Here is a 19499-nt window from a genome sequence, read left to right as displayed (position 1 = left end):
TGTCGGCGTCCGGGCTGCCGTCACTTCGGCGTACGACGGCTGTGGACAGGCACGACCGGGGGAAGCGGGAGGTGGTGGACCGTCCCGAGGACGAACCACTGCCGAGCCGTCCCTCCCGAATCGCTCATGCACGACCCCAGCTTCACCATCACCGCGGTGCCGGGGAGGAGCCGGTGCACCGCCTGAGTCCTGGAGAAGGCGAGGACTTGAGCATGGGATCCACTTCCGGCGAGCACACCACCACCCCCGACGGCATCGGTACCACCACCCCTGACGGCATCGGCACCGTCACCCCCGAAGGCGTCGGCCGCCGCGACCTGATCAGGCGTTCCGTCGCGTTGGGCCTGGTCTCCGTCCCCACGGTGAGCTTCCTGTCCGCCTGCGCCAGCAGCGGGGGCGGCGGCCAGGACAAGGCGAAGACGGGCAAGAAGACCAAGCAGAACCCGCTCGGCGTCAACGACACGGCGCAGATGGAGTTCGTGCTCTTCGACGGCGGATTCGGCAAGGAGTACGCCGAGGACGCGGTCAAGATCTACCAGAAGGACTTCCCGAAGGCGAAGGTGAAGTTCTCCGCCACCCAGAAGATCCAGTCCACCCTGCAGCCGCGGTTCAACCAGGGCAACCCGCCCGACCTCATCGACAACTCCGGCGCCGAGCAGATGGACATGGGCGTCCTCGTCAGCCGCAACCAGCTCGCCGACCTGACCCCGCTGCTGGACGCCCCCTCCTACGACGACCCGTCGAAGAAGGTCCGCGACACGCTGCGCCCCGGGATCGTCGAGATGGGCCAGTTCGACGGCAAGCCCGTGTGGATCCTGTACTACGCCTACACGGTCTACGGCGTCTGGTACTCGCAGAAGCTCCTCGACTCGCTCGACGAGAAGTACCCCGAGACCTGGGACGAGATGCTCAAGGTCTGCGAGAAGGCCAAGAAGAAGGGCGTCGCGGGCTGGACCTACGCCGGCAAGTACCCGTACTACATCCCCTTCTCCCTGTACCCGATGATCGGCAAGGTCGGTGGCCGCGAGGTCCTCGACGCCATCGACAACCTGGAGCCGAACGCCTGGAAGCACCCGGCCGTCAAGGCCTGCTTCGAGGCGTACTACGAGCTCTACAAGAAGGGTTACATCCTCAGGGGCACGCCGGGCCTCGACCACATCCAGTCGCAGACCGCCTGGGCCCAGGGCAAGGCGCTGTTCATCCCGAACGGCTCCTGGGTGGAGAACGAGTCCGCCAACGTCATCCCGGCCGACTTCAACCTCGCCGTCTCCGCGCCCTCCGGCATCGATTCCTCGGACAAGCTTCCCTTCGGCACCATCTGGGCCTCCGGCGGCGAGCCCTTCATCGTCCCGGCCAAGGCCCAGAACCCCGAGGGAGGCATGGAGCAGCTGCGCATCATGCTCGGCGAGGCCTCCTCGAAGAACTTCACCACCAAGGTCAAGTCGCTGACGGCGTTCAACGGCGGCACCACCGGCATCAGCCTCACCCCGGGCCTGAAGTCGGGTGTGGCCGCGCTGGAGAAGGCCGGCAGCAACGTCCTGAACCCGCGGCTGCAGGACTGGTACGTGCAGCTGCAGAAGGAGAAGATCGGTGTGTCCGGCCTCGGCGAGATGATGGCGGGCCGTATCACCCCGGCCGAGGCCATCAAGCGGATCCAGGGCTTCGCGGACGAGACCGCGAAGGACACGTCGATCAAGCACTACAAGCACCAGTGAGGGTCCGTCAGGGCCGGTGCCGTGGGCGTCAGGTGCGTCAGGGACAGGTCCGGCGGCGTCAGCGGAGGCGGTCGCCCGCGCGGCCGGATCGGGGTCGGTAGCCATGCATCACGGCAAGTACCGGTTCATCGTGGGGTTCCTGACGGTTCCCCTCGGCCTGTACGCGCTCTTCGTCGTCTGGCCGTTCATCCAGTCCGTCTACTACTCGTTCACGGACTGGACCGGTCTGAGCCCCGAGTTCAAGATGGTGGGTTTCGACAACTACACGAGGATGCTCGATGACGACATCTTCTGGAAGTCGCTGTGGCACAGTCTGCTGTTCGCACTGGTGCTGCCGCCGGTGACGATCGGTCTCGCGCTGTTCCTCGCCTTCATGATCAATGTGGGCGGGCGGCGGCGGAAGGGCGGCCCGGTGATCTCCGGGGTCCGCGGCTCGTCCTTCTACAAGATCGTCTACTTCTTCCCGCAGGTGCTCTCCATCGCGATCGTCGCCCTGCTGTTCGCGTTCGCGTACAACCCGGACAGCGGCGCCCTCAACTCGCTGCTGCGCGGCATCGGGCTCGGCGGCGTCCAGCCGCTGTGGCTCGGTGATCCGAGCCTCGCCCTGTGGTGTGTGATGGCGGTCCTCGTCTGGTCCACGGTCGGCTTCTTCGTGGTCCTGTTCTCCGCGGGCATGGCCTCCATCCCGGCGGACCTGTACGAGGCGGCGCTGCTGGACGGGGCCAACCGTGCCACCACCTTCTTCCGGATCACCCTGCCGCTGCTGTGGGACACCGTGCAGTCCGGTTGGGTGTACATGGGCATCCTCGCGCTCGGCGCCGAGTCGTTCGCGGTCGTACAGATCATGACGACCGGGCCGGGCGGGCCGGACTACTCGACCACCGTCATGGTGCTGTACGTCTACCAGAAGGCCTTCCGCGACGGTCAGGCCGCCTACGCAACCACGATCGGTGTCGCCCTGCTCGTCGTCACGCTGCTGTTCGCGGCGGTCGTGATGCGGCTGGGTCGGCGCGAGCGGCTGGAGTACTGACCATGGAGACCACCGAGACCCCCGCCCCGATCCCGGCCGAGCCGGAGGCCCCCGTCGGCAAGGCGGACACCCCGGCGGGCAGGCCGCCAGGGGGGAAGCAGGAGGGCACCGTCCTCAACGTCTTCTCCCACGGCATGCTGGTCCTGTGGGCGTTCATGGTGGTCATGCCGCTGGTGTGGGCGGTGATGACCTCCTTCAAGGACGACCGCTCGATCTTCGACTCGCCCTGGTCGCTGCCGGACAAGCTGCACTTCGAGAACTGGGCGCGGGCGTGGACCGACGCCAACATGAGCGACTACTTCCTCAACACCGTGCTGGTGGTGGGCGGCTCCCTCATCGGCACTCTGGTGCTCGGCTCGATGGCGGCGTACGTCCTCGCCCGCTTCGACTTCCCGGGCAACCGGTTCATCTACTACCTCTTCGTCGGTGGCATGAGCTTCCCGATCATGCTCGCGCTGGTCCCGTTGTTCTACGTGGTGAACAACATGGGGCTGCTGAACACCATCCACGGGCTGATCCTCGTCTACATCGCCTACTCGCTGCCCTTCACGGTGTTCTTCCTGACCGCGTTCTTCCGCTCGCTGCCCACCTCGGTGGCCGAGGCCGCGTTCGTGGACGGGGCCTCGCACTCCCGTACGTTCTTCCAGATCATGCTGCCGATGGCCCGGCCGGGCCTGATCAGCGTGGGGATCTTCAACTTCCTGGGCCAGTGGAACCAGTACATGCTCCCGACGGTGCTGAACACCGACCCGGACAAGCGCGTCCTCACCCAGGGCCTGGTGCAGCTGGCCGCCAGCCAGGGCTACAAGGGTGACTGGTCCGGTCTCTTCGCCGGCCTGGTGATGGCGATGCTGCCGGTGCTCGCGGCCTACATCGTCTTCCAGCGGCAGGTGGTGCAGGGTCTGACGGCGGGCGCGCTGAAGTAGTCAGCGGCAGTAGTCATCGACTTCCGACCTCCCCGGCCCGCCGGCGTCCTCTCCCTTAACCGGAGGCGGCGCCGGTGTGTCCGTCCGCCCACTTTTTGATCTCTCACGATTTCCGTCAAGGACTTGACTGCGGTAACCCGTTCAGCGGAGCTTGGAGTTCACAACTTGTACGTGGCCCGGATTCCGCTGCTGTGATCCGGATCACATGAGCGGCGCCGTGGCCGCCGCGCTGAGGGCAGGAGTGGATGAGTCGATGGAGACTCCCGGATCGCAGTCGTCGCTGCATCGGGCAAATCTGGAGCGCGTCGTCCGTGCGGTGCGTCTGGCGGGGTCGCTGACGCAGGCGGAGATCGCGCGGACGACGGGTCTGTCCGCGGCGACCGTGTCCAATATCGTGCGGGAGCTGAAGGACGGTGGAACCGTCGAGGTCACGCCGACTTCGGCGGGTGGCCGCAGGGCCCGCAGCGTCTCCCTCAGCGGTGACGCCGGCATCGTGATCGGCGTCGACTTCGGGCACACCCATTTGCGCGTCGCGATCGGGAACCTGGCCCACCAGGTGCTCGCCGAGGAGTCCGAGCCCCTGGATGTGGACGCCTCCGCGGAGCAGGGCTTCGACCGGGCGGAAGAGCTGGTCAGCAGGCTGATCGAGGCCACCGGGGTGAGCCGGTCCAAGATCGCGGGCGTGGGTCTGGGCGTGCCCGGGCCCATCGACGTCGAGTCGGGCACGCTCGGCTCCACCGCCATCCTTCCGGGCTGGACGGGCACCAGACCCGCCGAGGAGCTGCGGGGGCGGCTCGGCGTGCCGGTGCACGTGGACAACGACGCCAACCTCGGCGCCCTCGGCGAACTGGTCTGGGGCAGCGGCCGGGGGGTCAAGGACCTGGCGTACATCAAGGTGGCGAGCGGTGTCGGCGCCGGACTGGTGATTGACGGCAAGATCTACCGCGGGCCTGGTGGCACAGCGGGAGAAATCGGGCATATTACTCTCGATGAATCCGGTCCCGTCTGCCGCTGCGGCAACCGGGGCTGTCTGGAGACCTTCGCGTCGGCGCGGTACGTGCTGCCGCTGCTCCAGCCCAGCCACGGCACCGACCTGACCATGGAGGGTGTGGTGAGGCTGGCGCGGGACGGTGATCCGGGCTGCCGTCGGGTGATCGCCGATGTCGGCCGCCACATCGGCAGTGGAGTCGCCAACCTGTGCAATCTGCTCAACCCGAGCCGCGTGGTCCTGGGCGGTGATCTCGCCGAGGCCGGTGAGCTGGTCCTCGGGCCCATCCGGGAGTCGGTGGGCCGGTACGCGATCCCCAGTGCCGCACGCCAGCTCTCGGTGCTGCCGGGGGCGCTCGGAGGCCGTGCGGAGGTCCTCGGGGCGCTCGCTCTCGCACTGAGCGAGATGGGTGATTCAACCCTTTTGGACGGCACCCTGCCCACTGCGACGCCTGCCTTCACTTAGATAACGGATGGCACCGTTGCCATCTCGTTAAGGATTTACTTCTTGACGTCGCACGTGTGGCCGAGTTGACTTCCAGCCACCTCGGCCGCAACGACGCGGCCTCGTCAGGGAGGTTTCTAGAAGTGAACACGCGTATGCGTCGTGCGGCCTTTGCCGTTGCTGCTGGTGCCATGGCCGTCTCGCTCGCCGCCTGTGGCAGCGCCAAGGAGTCCGGCAAGAGCTCGTCCTCGTCCTCCAGCGCCAAGAAGGGCGACGCCATCAAGGTGGGTCTGCTTCTCCCCGAGAACCAGACGGCGCGTTACGAGAAGTTCGACCGCCCCTTGATCGAGAAGAAGGTCAAGGAGCTGACCAACGGCAAGGGCGAGGTCGTCTACGCCAACGCCAAGCAGGACGCCACCCTGCAGAACCAGCAGGTCGACACCATGATCACCAACAAGGTCGACGTGCTGATCGTGGACGCGGTGGACTCCGCGGCCATCAAGAACTCCGTGCAGAAGGCCAAGGACGCGGGCATCCCGGTCATCGCCTACGACCGTCTGGCGCAGGGCCCGATCAGCGGCTACACCTCGTTCGACAACGAGACCGTCGGCAAGACCCAGGGCCAGGCCCTCCTCACGGCCCTCGGCTCCAAGGCGAAGTCCGGCAAGATCGTCATGATGAACGGCTCCGTCACCGACCCGAACGCCGCCCAGTTCAAGAAGGGCGCCCACGAGGTGCTCGACGGCAAGGTGAACGTCGGCAAGGAGTACGACACCAAGGACTGGAAGCCGGAGAACGCCAACACCAACATGGAGGGCGCCATCTCCGCCCTCGGCAAGCAGAACATCATCGGCGTCTACTCCGCCAACGACGGCATGGCCGGCGGTATCATCACCGCCCTCAAGTCCGCCGGCATCAAGGTCCCGGTCACCGGCCAGGACGCGGAGCTCGCGGGTGTGCAGCGCATCGTCACCGGCGACCAGTACATGAGTGTCTACAAGCCGTACCCGCAGGAGGCGGACGTCGCCGCGGAGATGGCCGTCGCCATCGCCCAGGGCAAGTCGCTCGACTCGATAGCGAAGGACAAGGTCGACAGCCCGACCACCAAGCAGGTGCCCTCCGTCCTGGTCCCGGTCGTCGCTCTGACGAAGGACAACATCAAGGACACCGTCATCAAGGACGGCATCTACACCGTCGCTGACATCTGCACCCCGCAGTTCAAGTCGGCGTGCGACAAGATCGGCCTGAAGTAACCGGCCGCAAGCCCCTTTCCCCCAACGGGAATTCGTCCTTGAATTCCCGTACGGGACTGGCGCGCTGAAGCTCCTCCGGCGCCCCGCCGCCACCAGCCCCGCAAGCTCGTCGCGGGGCGCCGGACGGAACACCCCCCAAACTTCTGCACAACCTCCCGCCGGGTCAGGCGGCGAAGGAGATGGTTCACGTGTCCGCTACGCCCGTGCTGGCGTTGCGCGGGGTCTCCAAGCGGTTCGGTGCCGTTCAGGCGCTCACCGACGTAGAGCTTGAGGTCCACGCCGGTGAGGTGGTCGCCCTGGTCGGCGACAACGGCGCCGGAAAATCCACGCTGGTCAAGACGATCGCAGGCGTGCACCCCATCGATGAGGGCGTCATCGAGTGGGAAGGCAAGACCGTCCACATCGGCAAGCCGAACGACGCTCAGAACCTGGGTATCGCGACGGTCTACCAGGACCTCGCGCTCTGCGACAACATCGACGTCGTCGGAAACCTCTACCTCGGCCGGGAGATCCGCCGCCGCGGCGTCCTGGACGAGGTGGAGATGGAGCGGCGCTCGCGCGAGCTGCTGGACCAGCTGTCCATCCGCATCCCCAGCGTCCGTATCCCGATCGCCTCGCTCTCCGGCGGTCAGCGCCAGGTCGTGGCCATCGCCCGCTCCATGCTGGGCGAGCCCAAGCTGGTGATCCTCGACGAGCCCACCGCCGCCCTCGGCGTCGAGCAGACCGCGCAGGTCCTCGACCTGGTGGAGCGGCTGCGTGAGCGCGGTCACGCCGTGATCCTCATCAGCCACAACATGGCCGACGTGAAGGCCGTCGCCGACAAGGTGGCGGTGCTGCGGCTGGGGCGCAACAACGGCGTCTTCGAGGTCAAGACGACCTCGCAGGAAGAGATCATCTCCGCCATCACCGGCGCCACGGACAACGCCGTGACCCGTCGTGCGGCGCGCAGCAATGGGGAGATCAAGAAGTGAGCATCGACAAGACCTCCACGCCCCCCGAGGACACCGTCGTGGAGAACCCCGAGGCGGCCGCGAAGGCGGTTACCGCGGTCGACCCCCGACTGCTGGTGCGCGAACAGGGCTTCGCGGGCTACATCACCGAGTTCAAGCGGAAGATGAAGGCCGGCGACCTGGGTGCCATCCCGGTCGTCATCGGTCTGGCGATCATCTGGATCATCTTCCAGAGCCTGAACTCCAACTTCCTCACCGCGGGCAACCTCTCCGACATCTCCGTCGCCATGGTCGGCACGGGCATGATCGCCGTCGGTATCGTCTTCGTGCTGCTGCTCGGCGAGATCGACCTGTCGGTCGGCTCGGTCTCCGGTGTCGCGGGCGCCGCCTTCGCCGTCCTGAACATCACCCACGGCATGAGCGAGTGGCTCGCCTTCGTGCTGGCCATCCTCACCGGCACGGTCGCCGGCGCGATCCACGGCTTCGTCTTCGCGAAGATCGGTGTGCCCGCGTTCGCGGTCACCCTGGCCGGTCTGCTGTTCTGGAACGGCTTCATGCTCCAGATCCTCGGCGACAGCGGCACGATCAACCTGAACAGCGACGGCCTGGTCGCCAAGCTGACGACGTACTACTTCTCCGACGTGGCCGCCGCCTACGGGCTCGCCCTCGCGGTGACCGTTCTGTACTTCCTCAGCTCGTACTTCGGCAACAAGCGGCGCGAGGCCGCGGGCGTGCCGTCCCGGCCGCTGAGCGAGACGATCCTCAGGACGGCGCTGCTGGCGATCCTCGCGTTCGCCGTGGCCGTCGTCTACAACCAGTACAAGGGCCTGCCGCTCGCCGTGGTGATCTTCATCGGTGTGCTGCTGGTCACGGACTTCGTGCTGCGCCGCACCGCCTACGGCCGCAAGGTGTTCGCGCTCGGCGGCAGCGTGGAGGCGTCCCGCCGTGCCGGTATCAACGTGGCCGCGGTGCGGATCTCGGTCTTCGCGATCTCCGGTACGTTCGCCGCGATCGGCGGTCTGTTCATCGCCTCGAAGATCGCGTCCGCCAACCAGGGTGCCGGTGGCGGTGACCTGCTGATGAACGCGATCGCCGCCGCGGTGATCGGTGGCACGTCGCTGTTCGGCGGCCGTGGCCGCACGTGGAACGCGCTGCTCGGCGTGCTGGTGATCGTCTCCATCCAGTACGGCCTCGCCCTCGAGGGCATCGCCTCGCCGGTGCAGTACATGATCACCGGTGGTGTGCTGCTCGCCACGGTCGTCATCGACGCCGTGACCCGCAAGACCCAGAAGACGGCCGGCCGCGCCTAGCCGCCCGACTCTTCAGGCCACTGTGCCCGGCGCCAACGGCGGCGCCGGGCACAGTCCTGTGTCCCGGCCCGGGTTTGGGCGGACACGTCGGGGGGATCCGTGGGGCCATCGGTGATCCTCACAGGCGGAACATTAGACTCGACAGGCCCGGCGAAAGCTCGACACAGCTCTACTGCAAGGAGGCACGGGTGCCGCTGCTGACCCGCATCACGGGACCGCGCGATCTGGACCGGCTCAGCCTGGAGGAGCTGGACCAGCTGGCAGAGGAGATCCGGACCTTCCTCGTCGACGCGGTCTCCAAGACCGGCGGCCACCTCGGTCCGAACCTCGGTGTGGTCGAGCTCACCATCGCCCTGCACCGCGTCTTCGACTCGCCCAAGGACAAGGTGCTCTGGGACACGGGCCACCAGGCCTACGTCCACAAGCTGCTCACCGGCCGTCAGGACTTCTCCAGGCTGCGCAGCAAGGGCGGTCTGTCCGGCTACCCCTCGCGCGCCGAGTCCGAGCACGACGTCATCGAGAACTCGCACGCCTCCACCGTCCTCGGCTGGGCCGACGGCCTGGCCAAGGCCAACCAGCTGCTGAAGCGGGACAGCCACGTCGTGGCCGTCATCGGTGACGGCGCTCTCACCGGCGGCATGGCCTGGGAGGCGCTGAACAACATCGCCGACGCCAAGGACCGCCCGCTGGTCATCGTCGTCAACGACAACGAGCGCTCCTACGCGCCCACCATCGGCGGCCTCGCCAACCACCTGGCCACCCTGCGCACCACCGACGGCTACGAGAAGTTCCTGGCCCGCACCAAGGAGGTCCTGGAGCGCACGCCCGTCGTCGGCAAGCCGCTCTACGAGACCCTGCACGGGGCCAAGAAGGGCCTGAAGGACTTCATCGCCCCGCAGGGCATGTTCGAGGACCTGGGCCTGAAGTACGTCGGCCCGATCGACGGCCACGACATCGAGGCGCTGGAGTCCGCCCTGGCCCGCGCCAAGCGGTTCGGCGGCCCGGTCATCGTGCACTGCCTCACCGAGAAGGGCCGCGGCTACCGGCCCGCCGAGCAGGACGAGGCCGACCGCTTCCACGGCATCGGCCCGATCCACCCCGACACCGGTCTGCCCATCAAGGCGGCCGCCGCCAGCTGGACCTCCGTCTTCGGCGACGAGATGGTCCGGCTGGGCCGGGAGCGCGACGACATCGTCGCCATCACGGCCGCGATGCTCCAGCCGGTGGGCCTGAAGAAGTTCGCGGACGCCTTCCCGAACCGGATCTTCGACGTCGGCATCGCCGAGCAGCACGGCGCTGTCTCCGCGGCCGGCCTCGCCACCGGCGGTCTGCACCCCGTCTTCGCGGTGTACGCGACCTTCCTCAACCGCGCCTTCGACCAGGTGCTCATGGACGTCGCCCTGCACAAGTGCGGTGTGACGTTCGTGCTCGACCGGGCCGGCATCACCGGCGACGACGGCGCCTCCCACAACGGCATGTGGGACATGTCGATGCTCCAGGTGGTCCCGGGCCTGAGGATCGCCGCCCCGCGCGATGCCGAGCAACTGCGCGCCCAGCTGCGCGAGGCCGTCGACGTGGACGACGCGCCGACCGTGCTGCGCTACTCCAAGGGCGTCGTCGGCCCGGCCGTCCCCGCCGTCGGCAAGGTCGGCGGCATGGACGTGCTGCGCAAGGCCGAGGCACCCGTGCCGGACGTGCTGCTGGTCTCCGTCGGCGCGCTCGCGCCCATGTGCCTGGAGATCGCCGACCTCCTCGACAAGCAGGGCATCTCCACCACCGTCGTCGACCCCCGCTGGGTCAAGCCCGTCGACGAGGCGCTCGCCCCGCTCGCCGAGCGGCACCGGGTGGTCGTCACCGTCGAGGACAACTCCCGCGTCGGCGGTGTGGGTTCGGCGATCGCCCAGGCGCTGCGCGACGCGGGCGTGGACGTGCCGCTGCGCGACTTCGGTGTCCCGCCGCGCTTCCTCGACCACGCCTCCCGCAAGGAGGTCCTGGCGGAGATCGGCCTGACCGCGCCGGACATCGCCCGCCAGGTCACCGGACTGGTCTCCAAGCTCGACGGCCGGTTCGACCGACCCGGCAGCGCGCAGGACGTGGACACGGTGGAGCCCGCCCGCGACTGATCCGACCCGCTCCCGCGTCAGGGCCGGTTTCTCCATCCTTTACGGTGGCGAAACCGGCCCATTTGCGTGAATCTGCCCGTGCCGGGGCATACGGAGTACGCCCCCTCCCGATCATGTCGGGGACTGCGAGCGCGGGAGGTACGCCATGAGCAGCACCCTCTTCCGGACCAAGAACGTCGAGCAGTCGATCCGGGACACCGAGGAGCCGGAGCACGCGCTCAAGAAGACCCTGTCCGCCCTGGACCTGACCGTGTTCGGCGTCGGGGTCATCATCGGCACCGGCATCTTCGTGCTCACCGGCAAGGTCGCCAAGCAGAACGCGGGCCCCGCCGTCTCCCTGTCCTTCGTCGTGGCCGGCGTCGTCTGCGCGCTCGCCGCGCTCTGCTACGCGGAGTTCGCCTCCACGGTGCCGGTCGCGGGGTCCGCGTACACGTTCTCCTACGCCACGCTCGGCGAGCTGCCCGCCTGGATCATCGGCTGGGACCTCGTCCTGGAGTTCGCGCTCGGCACGGCGGTGGTCGCCGTCGGCTGGTCCGGGTACATCCGCTCACTGCTCGACAACGCGGGCTGGCACCTGCCCGCCCATCTCGGCGGACGGGAGGGCGCGCACGGGTTCGGCTTCGACATCTTCGCCGCCGCGCTGGTCCTCGTCCTCACCGCGATCCTCGTCCTCGGGATGAAGCTGTCGGCCCGGGTCACCCAGCTCGTCGTCGCCATCAAGGTGACCGTGGTGCTGATCGTCATCGTCGGGGGCGCCTTCTTCGTCAACAGCGCCAACTACAAACCGTTCGTGCCCAAGCCGGAGGCCGTGCCGCCGGGCAGCAGTCTCAAGGCCCCGCTCATCCAGCTGATGGTCGGCTGGGCACCGTCCAACTTCGGCCTGATGGGCATCTTCACCGCCGCGTCCGTCGTCTTCTTCGCCTTCATCGGCTTCGACATCGTGGCGACCACCGCCGAGGAGACCCGTAACCCGCAGCGCGACATGCCGCGCGGCATCCTCGGCTCCCTGTTCATCTGCACCGCCCTGTACGTGGCGGTGTCGATCGTCGTCACCGGCATGGAGCGCTACAGCAGGCTGTCCGTGGACGCCCCCCTCGCCGACGCGTTCAAGGCCATCGGGCACCCCTGGTTCGCCGGTGTGATCAGCTTCGGTGCCGCCGTCGGCCTGACCACCGTCTGCCTGATCCTGCTGCTCGGCCAGACCCGCGTCTTCTTCGCCATGAGCCGCGACGGTCTGCTGCCCCGCTTCTTCTCCCGCGTCCACCCGCGCTTCAAGACCCCGCACCGGCCGACCATCCTGCTCGGCGTGGTCATCGCCGTCGTCGCGGGCTTCACCAGCCTGAGCGAGCTGGCCGAACTGGTCAACATCGGCACCTTGTTCGCGTTCATCGTCGTCGCGATCGGCGTGGTCATCCTCCGCCGCACCCGCCCCGACCTGCACCGCACCTTCCGTACCCCGTTCGTCCCGGTGGTGCCGATCCTGTCGGTGTGCGCCTCGCTGTGGCTGATGCTGAACCTGCCCGCCGAGACCTGGCTGCGGTTCGCGATCTGGCTGGTCATCGGGTTCGTCGTGTACTTCGTCTACGGCCGCTCGCACAGCCGCGTGGGCCGCGCCGAGGCGCCCTCGACCGGTGGGGCGACAGGGCCGCCGGGAGCCGACGGGGCGTGACCACGGCCCGGCAGTGCCAGGCGGAGTGAGCAGCCATGACGCACCCCGGGCAAGGCACCACGCCTTCCGCCGGAGCGCTCAGCGCACCGTACGCGGGCCCGTCACCTCCGCGCCCAGATCCGTCACCCGGCGCCGCAACTCCCGGTCCGCCGTGACGACCAGGACCGGGCGGTCCCCGGCCTCCGCGACCAGTTCGACGATACGGTCGTCGCCGCTGCCGGGTGCCGCGTCCACCCGGATGCCGGGCACGGGCTCCACGCCGCGCGCGGCGCCCTCCACCACCAGCACCAGTTCCAGCGGCCCGGGAAAGCCGGGCAGCCCGTCGACGGCGTACGGCACGAGACGGTCCCGCAGCCGGTCCGCGGCCCCCCGCCGGTCCCGCCACCAGCCGTCGGGAACCGACCCGACGACGTTCGCGCCATCGACGATCACCAGGAGCGGGACACTCATGCCCCCAGCGTCCCACGAGCCTGTCCGGCCCGGCACGCTGAGCGCCTGCCCACCTTCAAGGAGCACACCACCCCGTCCTTCGCGGACGTGGACGGCATGCTGCACGCCTGGCGTCCGGGCGGCGCTCCGATTCCGCTGCTGTGCGCCGCGGGGCCCGGCCCGGTGGCGACACTCCGCTGAGTCATCGACGGCCACGACTGCACGTTGCTCGCCTGCCCCACCTGCCGGCCGAGGACGAGGAGGGACGCGTGGTCGCGGCGACCCTGACACCGGACGGCGAACTGCGTCCCCGTCAGAAGGACGAACCGGGCCTCGCCCCGGCGGCCTGGCAGACGGCCTGACCTGCCGCACCGGTTCCCGGAAGGGGAGTTCGCGCCCCCCTGGGAGGGTTCGGGCTTACTGAGACACATGAGCCCGATCAAGGGTTGTACGTCCTTGAAAGTGACAAGAGGCACTGGGGGGAAACGTGGTTGAAGTGTGAAAATATTGTTAGCCTCCTCACTCTTGTTCGATCAGGGAACCGACGGGGCCGAATCCTCGTCGGCCCGGGGGTTGGGGATGGTGTCGTGAGCAGAGCCACCACGGTGGATCTTGTCGTTGTCGGGCTCGGGTACGTGGGGTTGCCGCTGGCCAGGTCCGCGTCGGCGGCCGGCCTGAAAGTCACCGGTCTCGACCGCAACCGCCGGGTCGTCGACGGTCTGAACTCGGGCCGTTCGCACGTCGACGACATCACCGACACCGAAGTCCGCACGATGCTGGAGCAGGGCTTCAAGGCCACTGACCGGGCCGAGGCCATCGCCGACGCCGCCGCGGTCGTCGTCTGCGTCCCGACCCCCCTCACCGACCACGGCGCCCCCGACCTGGGCGCCGTCGAGGCCGCCGTGGAGGACATCGCGGCTCATCTGACGCCCGGCACCCTCGTCGTGCTGGAGTCCACGACGTACCCGGGCACCACCGACGAGGTCGTACGCCCTCGGCTGGAGGCCGGCGGCCTGCGGGTCGGCGAGGACTTCCACCTCGCCTTCTCCCCGGAGCGCATCGACCCGGGCAACGCCAGCTTCGGCCTGGAGAACACGCCCAAGGTGGTCGGCGGCATCACGCCCGACTGCACCAAGGCCGCCCGCGCCCTCTACGAGCGTTTCGTGCGGCAGGTCGTGGAGGCGAAGGGCACGCGTGAGGCCGAGATGGCCAAGCTGCTGGAGAACACCTACCGCCATGTGAACATCGCACTCGTCAACGAGATGTCGATGTTCTGCCGCGAGATCGACGTCGACCTGTGGGACGCGATCCGCTGCGCCTCCACCAAGCCGTTCGGGTTCGCGCCGTTCCACCCCGGCCCGGGTGTGGGCGGTCACTGCATCCCGATCGACCCGAACTACCTGTCGTACAAGGTCCGTTCGCTCGGCATCCCGTTCCGGTTCGTGGAGCTGGCCCAGGAGATCAACCAGCGGATGCCCGTCCACGTGGTCAACCGGGCCGCCGACCTGCTCAACGACCAGGGCAAGGCCGTACGCGGGTCGCGCGTCCTGTTGCTCGGCGTGACCTACAAGCCGGACATCTCCGACCAGCGGGAGAGCCCGGCCCTGGCCGTGGCCGACAACCTGCGCGCCCGGGGTGCCGAACTCGTCTACTTCGACCCGCGGGTCACCGAGTGGACGGTGGCCGGCGTACCGGTGGAGCGGACGCACGACTACCTCGCCGAGGCCGCGTCCGCGGACCTCACCATCCTGCTCCAGCCGCACCGCGAGATCGACCTGGGCCTGCTGGCCGACCGCGCCCGGATGCTGTTCGACACGCGGGGCAAGTCCGCCGATCACCCCCGGGTGGTCAAGCTGTGAGCACCGACGAGACGTACATACCCGGGGCCGTCGAGTCCGGCGGCCGTCGCGCGCACCGCAAGCGCCGGCACCTGAAGGTGTCGTACTTCGTCTTCCTCGCTCTGGCCGCGTTGATCGTCACGCGGCTGGACGCGAACTCCCTGCACCCCTACACCATGGGCGCCCTGGGCCTGCTGGCCCTCAAGATGTTCGGCGCCCTCTTCTACCGTCCGGCCAAGGCCGGGCGGGAGGAGCTGGAGTACCTGGAGAACGCCTGGGTCACCGCGGTCATCCCGATCTACAACGAGGACCCGGTGATGTTCGAGCAGGGCATGCGCAGCCTTCTCGCACAGAGTCGGCTGCCGAACGAGATCCACATCATCGACGACTGCAGCGCCGACCCGGCCGGTATCCGCGCGGCGAAGAGGCTGCGCCGCGAGTTCGAGGCCGAGGGCGTCAAGTACACGGTCAGCGTGCAGCCCGAGAACAAGGGCAAGCGCGAGGCCCTCGCGCTGGGTTTCGAGGCGGCGCCGTACTCGGACATCTTCCTGTGCGTGGACTCGGACACGGTGCTGGCCCGGGACACCGTCCGTGAGCTGCTGCTGCCGCTGGCCGACGAGAAGATCATGGCCTCCACCGGCATGGTCCTGGCGCTCAACCACGACAGCAACATCTTCACGCGTCTGCAGGACCTACGCTACGGCAACTCCTTCCTCTTCGAACGGGCCGCCTACTCCCGTCTGAAGTCGGTCCTGTGCTGCTGTGGCGCGCTCTCCGCGTACCGCGGCACGCTGGTGCGCAAGTACCTCCCGGACTTCCTCAACCAGCAGTTCCTGGGTAAGCCGGCCGTCTTCGGCGACGACCGCCGCATGACCAACTACTGCCTGATGGAGGGCCAGGTCGTCTTCCAGGAGACCGCCGTCGGCTACACGGCCGTCCCGGAGAAGCTGCCGCACTTCCTGCGCCAGCAGGTCCGCTGGAACAAGTCCTTCTTCCGCGAGTCCCTCTGGGCCTTCCGCCACCAGAAGAAGTACCGGCCGGCCTTCTGGCTGACCTGCATGGAACTGGCGCTGTGGCTGGTCTTCGGCACGGCGATGTTCTACTCGATGGTCATCACGCCGATCCTGCACCCGAACCGGTTCATCGCCCACATCGGCGACTACCTGGTCTTCATGGTGCTGATGGGCTACCTCCGCAATGTGCGGTACCTCGACTTCCCGCGCCGCGGCATGGGCTTCATCAAGCGGTTCGGCATGTTCCTGCTCGCGCCCCTCTACGGCGTCATCCAGCTGACCCTGCTGACCCCGCTGCGGTTCTACGCCCTCGTCACCCTGCACAAGGGCAGCTGGGGCACCCGGCAGGGCGGTGTCGAGGTGTCCGTGGCGGGCGACCACGAGGCCGACGTGACGGAGATCTTCGAGGAAGAGGACCCGTACTCCGACAAGAAGGTCACCGAGACCCTCCAGCTGATGCGCCTCGAAGGCGTGGCCCTCAGGCGCACGGCCCAGCGGGTGGCTCCGGCCGCCCCGGTCCAGCCGCAGCCGCTGCCGGGCTACGAGGAGCAGCACGCCTACGTGCCCCAGCAGCGCGTGTCCTGGGGCACGCCCGAACCATCCGCACAGCAGCAACAGCAGTGGCAGGGCGGCCCGTACGACGGTCAGTACCAGGGCCAGTACGCCGACCCGTCCTGGCAGCAGGGCGGCAACGGGCACGGACAGGGCTGGTAGGCACCGGCAAGAAAAACGGGGGGCGGCTCCGAGAGCCGTCCCCCGTCTCGTCGTCCTACGTGTAGTACTCCATCGCCTCCGCGACCGTCACCACCGGAATCCCCCGGTCGGAGATCGCCTTCATCAGCGTGTTCAGGCCGGCCTTGCTGATCTCCGTGCTGGCCATCGGCGTCCCGTCGACGATCCGGTGCAGACAGAGGATGAGCCAGTCGCCGTTCTTGGCGCACCGGTCGAGCCGGCCGCCCGCCGCCGTGAGGTTCGCCAGCGCCGTCCCGCCGATCCCCGAGCCGTCGTTGACGCCGGTGAGCGCCTTGAGGCGGTACGGCATCGCCGGGGCGAACGACTCGATGGTCTCGGAGATGATCGAGCGGGCCGTGGTGAAGTGCCGGCTCGCTATCTGGTCGACGGGCACGCCGTCCGTGGTGCTGTCGAACGCGCCGTGCGGATAGGCGAAGTGCTCGCTGGTGAAGCCGTTGCCGACCAGCCACTCCCGCAGGGTGCGCAGGTCGTCGTCCACCTGCTGCGCGGTGAGGGCGCTGTAGCTCGCGGTGTGGGCGCTCGAGGCGTAGGCGTGCCCGGCCATCTCCCAGCCCGAGACGTTCTGCAGCGATCGCATCTGGTCGAGCGTCAGGTAGCTGCTGGTGCCGATCGCGTCGGCGATGTTGTAGACGGTGCCGGAGCAGCCGTAGGCGTCCATCACGGGCCGGGCCAGGCCGTACACCGAAGTGTGGGAGTCGTCGAAGGTGATCGAGGCGACGCCCTTCGGGAAGACGGACGCGGTGTCCGGGATCAGCTCGACAGCCTGCAGATGGTACGTCACCGGACCGCCCGCGTTGTCGTACACCACGAACGACATGTCGGTGAACCCGGTCGTGGTGGAGGGCACCCCGGACGCGGAGACCGAGTACGTGCCGGCCGCGCTCGCGACGTCGGCCCACTGCAGGTGCACCGTGACCCACTCGCCGGACTGCACGTAGTTCGTCGAGCCGGAGGAGTGGGTGTGAAACTGCCAGAGGAAGTAGTTCGCGAGGGAGCCGGTGCCGAGGTAGAAGGACAGCTTCGACAAGTTCGTGGTGTCGTCGACGCGGAAGACCAGCCGGATCGCCTTGCCGCTGAGGCTGGTCGCCGGACCGCCGAGCCTGCGCACGTACGACTGCTTGCCCGTCCCGGCGGTGGTCACCCGGACCGACTGGGTGCCGCGCACGAAGACCGACGTGTCGTTGGCGTCGGCGGAGGCGGTGCCGGCGCCCGCGGCGGTCCAGCCGTGCCCGGACTGGAACTGCTGCGACCAGGTGGCGCGCCGCTGTCTGGGACGGCGGCCGGAGGGCGCGTACGTCGGCGGTGTGGTCAGGTTCCCGATGCCGGGCGCGGCGGCCGTCGGCGCGGCCGCCGCCGCGTGGAGCAGGGCGCCGCCGGCGGTCACCAGCCCCCCGGCACCGGCCAGCCCCAGCGCGGCCCGACGGCTCCATCCCTCTGTGGACTTCTCACGGTTCATCCGGCCCCCCAGGATCGGTTCACGACGTGGTGTCGAAGTAGTTCATTCCGTTCCGGCTGTAGTCCTTGACCGCCGCGTCGACGGTCTCGAGGGACAGCGCGTCCTCGGCGTTGTAGTAGAGCCAGTCGACCTTCATGTCCCAGGCACGTTCGCCGCTCTTGAACGGCAGGTCGATGAACCAGGTGTTGAAGTTGACGGACATACCGGTGCGCGGGGCGTAACTGCCGCTCGTACTGTAGATCTTCTTGCCGTCGATCCGGTACGTCACCACGTCGTCCTTGATCGTCATCACGAGGGTGTGCCAGCCGGCCAGGCTCTTGAGCGTCGTGTTGTACACGCGGTCCTGGACGGTGCGCCAGGTCACGTTGTCCAGCTTGGGTCCGAGCCGGCCCCAGCCGCCGTTCGGCAGGTACTCGTTGTCGAGCTCGCTGTACGTCGTGCCCTTCCCGCCGATGGCGTAGAAGGTCTGGTTGACGTGGTCGCCGTCCTTGCCGGTGGCCGGCTCGTCGCTGAAGTGGATCCGGGCGGCGTAGGTCCCGGAGCGGAACTCCCGGCCGGCGGTGCCCACGCTGGCCTGCTTGGTGCCGGCCTTCGTACCGTCCGTGGCGGCACGCAGGTTGAGCACCTGACCGTCGCCCAGGGCGTCCTTGTCCGTGGGGAAGCTGACACCGTCGGCGGACCAGGTGTCGTCGATACCGGGGCCGCCGTCGCTGGTGCGGACCAGCCAGCCGTGCTTGAAGAGGGCGGGGTCCTTGGGGCCGGTGTAGTGGAAGTCGTCGAACAGCACACCGGACGGGAGGGCGGGCACGGGATCGGCGGCGGCCCCGGGCGCGTCCTCGGAGTCGCCGTCCGGCTTCTTGCCGTCCGGTTCCTCACCCCAGGCGAGCACCCCGCGGTTGTACGCGGTGACCGTCCTGGACTCCTTGTACGTCGTCTTCTCGGCGTCGAAGGAGCGGTCGTTCGCCTGGTCCAGCTTCTCGTGGTCGACGCGGTACAGCTGCAGGTCGATGCCCTTGCTGTTCGCGCCGGGCTGCAGTGTGCCGGCGCCGGACGTGAACCGGAGCTCCAGGTAGTGGTCGGCGGTCCCGGTCGGCCTGTCGAGCTCGGTCACGGTCCCCGCGACGTTTGAGCAGTCGAAGGCGGCCTGCACGCAGTTGAAGGCGTACGAGCCGCCGTCCGCGGTGAAGTAGTAGCGGAGCGTCACATCGCCCAGCGGCAGCGCCTTCTTGGACTGGTTGAAGACCTCCAGCGAGGGCTCGGCCACCGCGGCCGTCGCCGGGGCGGCCGTCCGGTACCGGACGGTGAGCTGCGGCGGGTCCGGGTGCGCCGTGCGCCAGAGCGGATACAGCGCCGTGGCGCCCGCGGCCACGACAGCGACCAGGAGCAGCAACTTCATCTTGGGCCACACCCGACGTCGGGGGCGTTGGCGGCGGCGGGTGGACGCCACGGAAGCTCCTCCGCAGGTAATGAGGTGATTCGATCGTCTTTGATGGAGAACATCTGATGAATGCGAACTTTTGAGCCAGCTGTGTGGAGATCCTAGTCGCATGTGTACGAGCAAAAGGGGGCGGGCCGCACGGATCGGGTTCCGTGCGGCCCGCC

At 68.3% G+C, this 19499-nt stretch carries 14 protein-coding genes; 11 read left to right on the top strand and 3 right to left on the bottom strand.

The features are described from left to right. Positions 1-212 precede the first annotated feature (212 nt). The 9 genes from ngcE to ACFYZJ_RS01970 all read left to right on the top strand — a co-directional run bounded on the left by ngcE (position 213) and on the right by ACFYZJ_RS01970 (position 12408). The gene (gene ngcE, locus ACFYZJ_RS02010) at positions 213-1715 is read left to right on the top strand and encodes an N-acetylglucosamine/diacetylchitobiose ABC transporter substrate-binding protein (protein ID WP_388561806.1); all 1503 of its coding nucleotides are present in this window, start codon (positions 213-215) and stop codon (positions 1713-1715) included. A 103-nt stretch (positions 1716-1818) separates the two neighbouring features. Further along, on the top strand, positions 1819-2745 hold the full coding sequence (locus tag ACFYZJ_RS02005; protein WP_388561804.1) for a carbohydrate ABC transporter permease: 927 nt from the start codon (positions 1819-1821) through the stop codon (positions 2743-2745). Between the two features lie 2 nt (positions 2746-2747). Beyond that, positions 2748-3671, top strand: coding sequence for a carbohydrate ABC transporter permease (locus ACFYZJ_RS02000; protein ID WP_388561802.1), 924 nt, complete (start codon positions 2748-2750; stop codon positions 3669-3671). A gap of 253 nt (positions 3672-3924) precedes the next feature. Beyond that, a complete protein-coding gene (locus tag ACFYZJ_RS01995; protein WP_388561800.1) occupies positions 3925-5124 on the top strand; it encodes an ROK family transcriptional regulator in 1200 nt (399 codons plus the stop codon). Between the two features lie 134 nt (positions 5125-5258). Beyond that, positions 5259-6356 (top strand): sugar ABC transporter substrate-binding protein, encoded by a 1098-nt coding sequence (locus ACFYZJ_RS01990; RefSeq protein ID WP_388562208.1) that lies wholly within the window; start codon positions 5259-5261, stop codon positions 6354-6356. A gap of 179 nt (positions 6357-6535) precedes the next feature. Further along, on the top strand, positions 6536-7327 hold the full coding sequence (locus tag ACFYZJ_RS01985) for an ATP-binding cassette domain-containing protein (protein ID WP_200418385.1): 792 nt from the start codon (positions 6536-6538) through the stop codon (positions 7325-7327). Then, positions 7324-8616, top strand: a complete 1293-nt coding sequence (locus tag ACFYZJ_RS01980; protein WP_388561798.1) for a sugar ABC transporter permease — start codon at positions 7324-7326, stop codon at positions 8614-8616. Before ACFYZJ_RS01985 ends, ACFYZJ_RS01980 begins: the two co-directional genes overlap by 4 nt. A 188-nt stretch (positions 8617-8804) precedes the next feature. Continuing rightward, the gene (gene dxs / locus ACFYZJ_RS01975) at positions 8805-10739 is read left to right on the top strand and encodes a 1-deoxy-D-xylulose-5-phosphate synthase (RefSeq protein ID WP_388561796.1); all 1935 of its coding nucleotides are present in this window, start codon (positions 8805-8807) and stop codon (positions 10737-10739) included. 145 nt (positions 10740-10884) lie between these two features. Beyond that, entirely contained in the window at positions 10885-12408 is a 1524-nt protein-coding gene (locus ACFYZJ_RS01970) for an amino acid permease (RefSeq protein ID WP_388561794.1), read from the top strand. A 78-nt stretch (positions 12409-12486) separates the two neighbouring features. Here the strand turns inward: ACFYZJ_RS01970 and ACFYZJ_RS01965 are convergent, their stop codons facing one another. Continuing rightward, positions 12487-12858: an NTP pyrophosphohydrolase gene (locus ACFYZJ_RS01965; protein WP_388561792.1), complete on the bottom strand. Its 372-nt coding sequence runs from the start codon at positions 12856-12858 to the stop codon at positions 12487-12489. Positions 12859-13424: 566 nt separating this feature from the next. Here ACFYZJ_RS01965 and ACFYZJ_RS01960 point away from each other — a divergent pair. Continuing rightward, positions 13425-14696, top strand: coding sequence for a nucleotide sugar dehydrogenase (locus tag ACFYZJ_RS01960; protein WP_388561790.1), 1272 nt, complete (start codon positions 13425-13427; stop codon positions 14694-14696). Beyond that, a complete protein-coding gene (locus ACFYZJ_RS01955; RefSeq protein WP_388561788.1) occupies positions 14693-16402 on the top strand; it encodes a glycosyltransferase in 1710 nt (569 codons plus the stop codon). The genes ACFYZJ_RS01960 and ACFYZJ_RS01955 overlap by 4 nt, the downstream gene beginning before the upstream one ends. Before the next feature lie 55 nt (positions 16403-16457). Here ACFYZJ_RS01955 and ACFYZJ_RS01950 read toward each other — a convergent pair whose 3' ends face one another. Both ACFYZJ_RS01950 and ACFYZJ_RS01945 read right to left on the bottom strand, forming a co-directional pair. Beyond that, on the bottom strand, positions 16458-17897 hold the full coding sequence (locus tag ACFYZJ_RS01950; protein ID WP_388561786.1) for a polysaccharide deacetylase family protein: 1440 nt from the start codon (positions 17895-17897) through the stop codon (positions 16458-16460). A 19-nt stretch (positions 17898-17916) separates the two neighbouring features. After that, complete coding sequence (locus ACFYZJ_RS01945; RefSeq protein ID WP_388561784.1) at positions 17917-19293, bottom strand: cellulose binding domain-containing protein; 1377 nt, start codon at positions 19291-19293, stop codon at positions 17917-17919. Positions 19294-19499: the final 206 nt, after the last annotated feature.

It is taken from the genome of Streptomyces sp. NPDC001848 (assembly GCF_042891915.1).
Classification (GTDB): Bacteria; Actinomycetota; Actinomycetes; order Streptomycetales; family Streptomycetaceae; genus Streptomyces.
Note: the sequence above shows the minus strand (reverse complement) of the source record. Positions and strands in the feature narration are given on the sequence as shown.

Coding starts and splice junctions, on each gene's coding strand:
- ngcE (WP_388561806.1), top strand. CDS start 213: ATGGGATCCACTTCCGGCGAGCACACCACCACCCCCGACGGCATCGGT.
- ACFYZJ_RS02005 (WP_388561804.1), top strand. CDS start 1,819: ATGCATCACGGCAAGTACCGGTTCATCGTGGGGTTCCTGACGGTTCCC.
- ACFYZJ_RS02000 (WP_388561802.1), top strand. CDS start 2,748: ATGGAGACCACCGAGACCCCCGCCCCGATCCCGGCCGAGCCGGAGGCC.
- ACFYZJ_RS01995 (WP_388561800.1), top strand. CDS start 3,925: ATGGAGACTCCCGGATCGCAGTCGTCGCTGCATCGGGCAAATCTGGAG.
- ACFYZJ_RS01990 (WP_388562208.1), top strand. CDS start 5,259: ATGCGTCGTGCGGCCTTTGCCGTTGCTGCTGGTGCCATGGCCGTCTCG.
- ACFYZJ_RS01985 (WP_200418385.1), top strand. CDS start 6,536: ATGGTTCACGTGTCCGCTACGCCCGTGCTGGCGTTGCGCGGGGTCTCC.
- ACFYZJ_RS01970 (WP_388561794.1), top strand. CDS start 10,885: ATGAGCAGCACCCTCTTCCGGACCAAGAACGTCGAGCAGTCGATCCGG.
- ACFYZJ_RS01965 (WP_388561792.1), bottom strand. CDS start 12,858: ATGAGTGTCCCGCTCCTGGTGATCGTCGATGGCGCGAACGTCGTCGGG.
- ACFYZJ_RS01950 (WP_388561786.1), bottom strand. CDS start 17,897: ATGAACCGTGAGAAGTCCACAGAGGGATGGAGCCGTCGGGCCGCGCTG.
- ACFYZJ_RS01945 (WP_388561784.1), bottom strand. CDS start 19,293: ATGAAGTTGCTGCTCCTGGTCGCTGTCGTGGCCGCGGGCGCCACGGCG.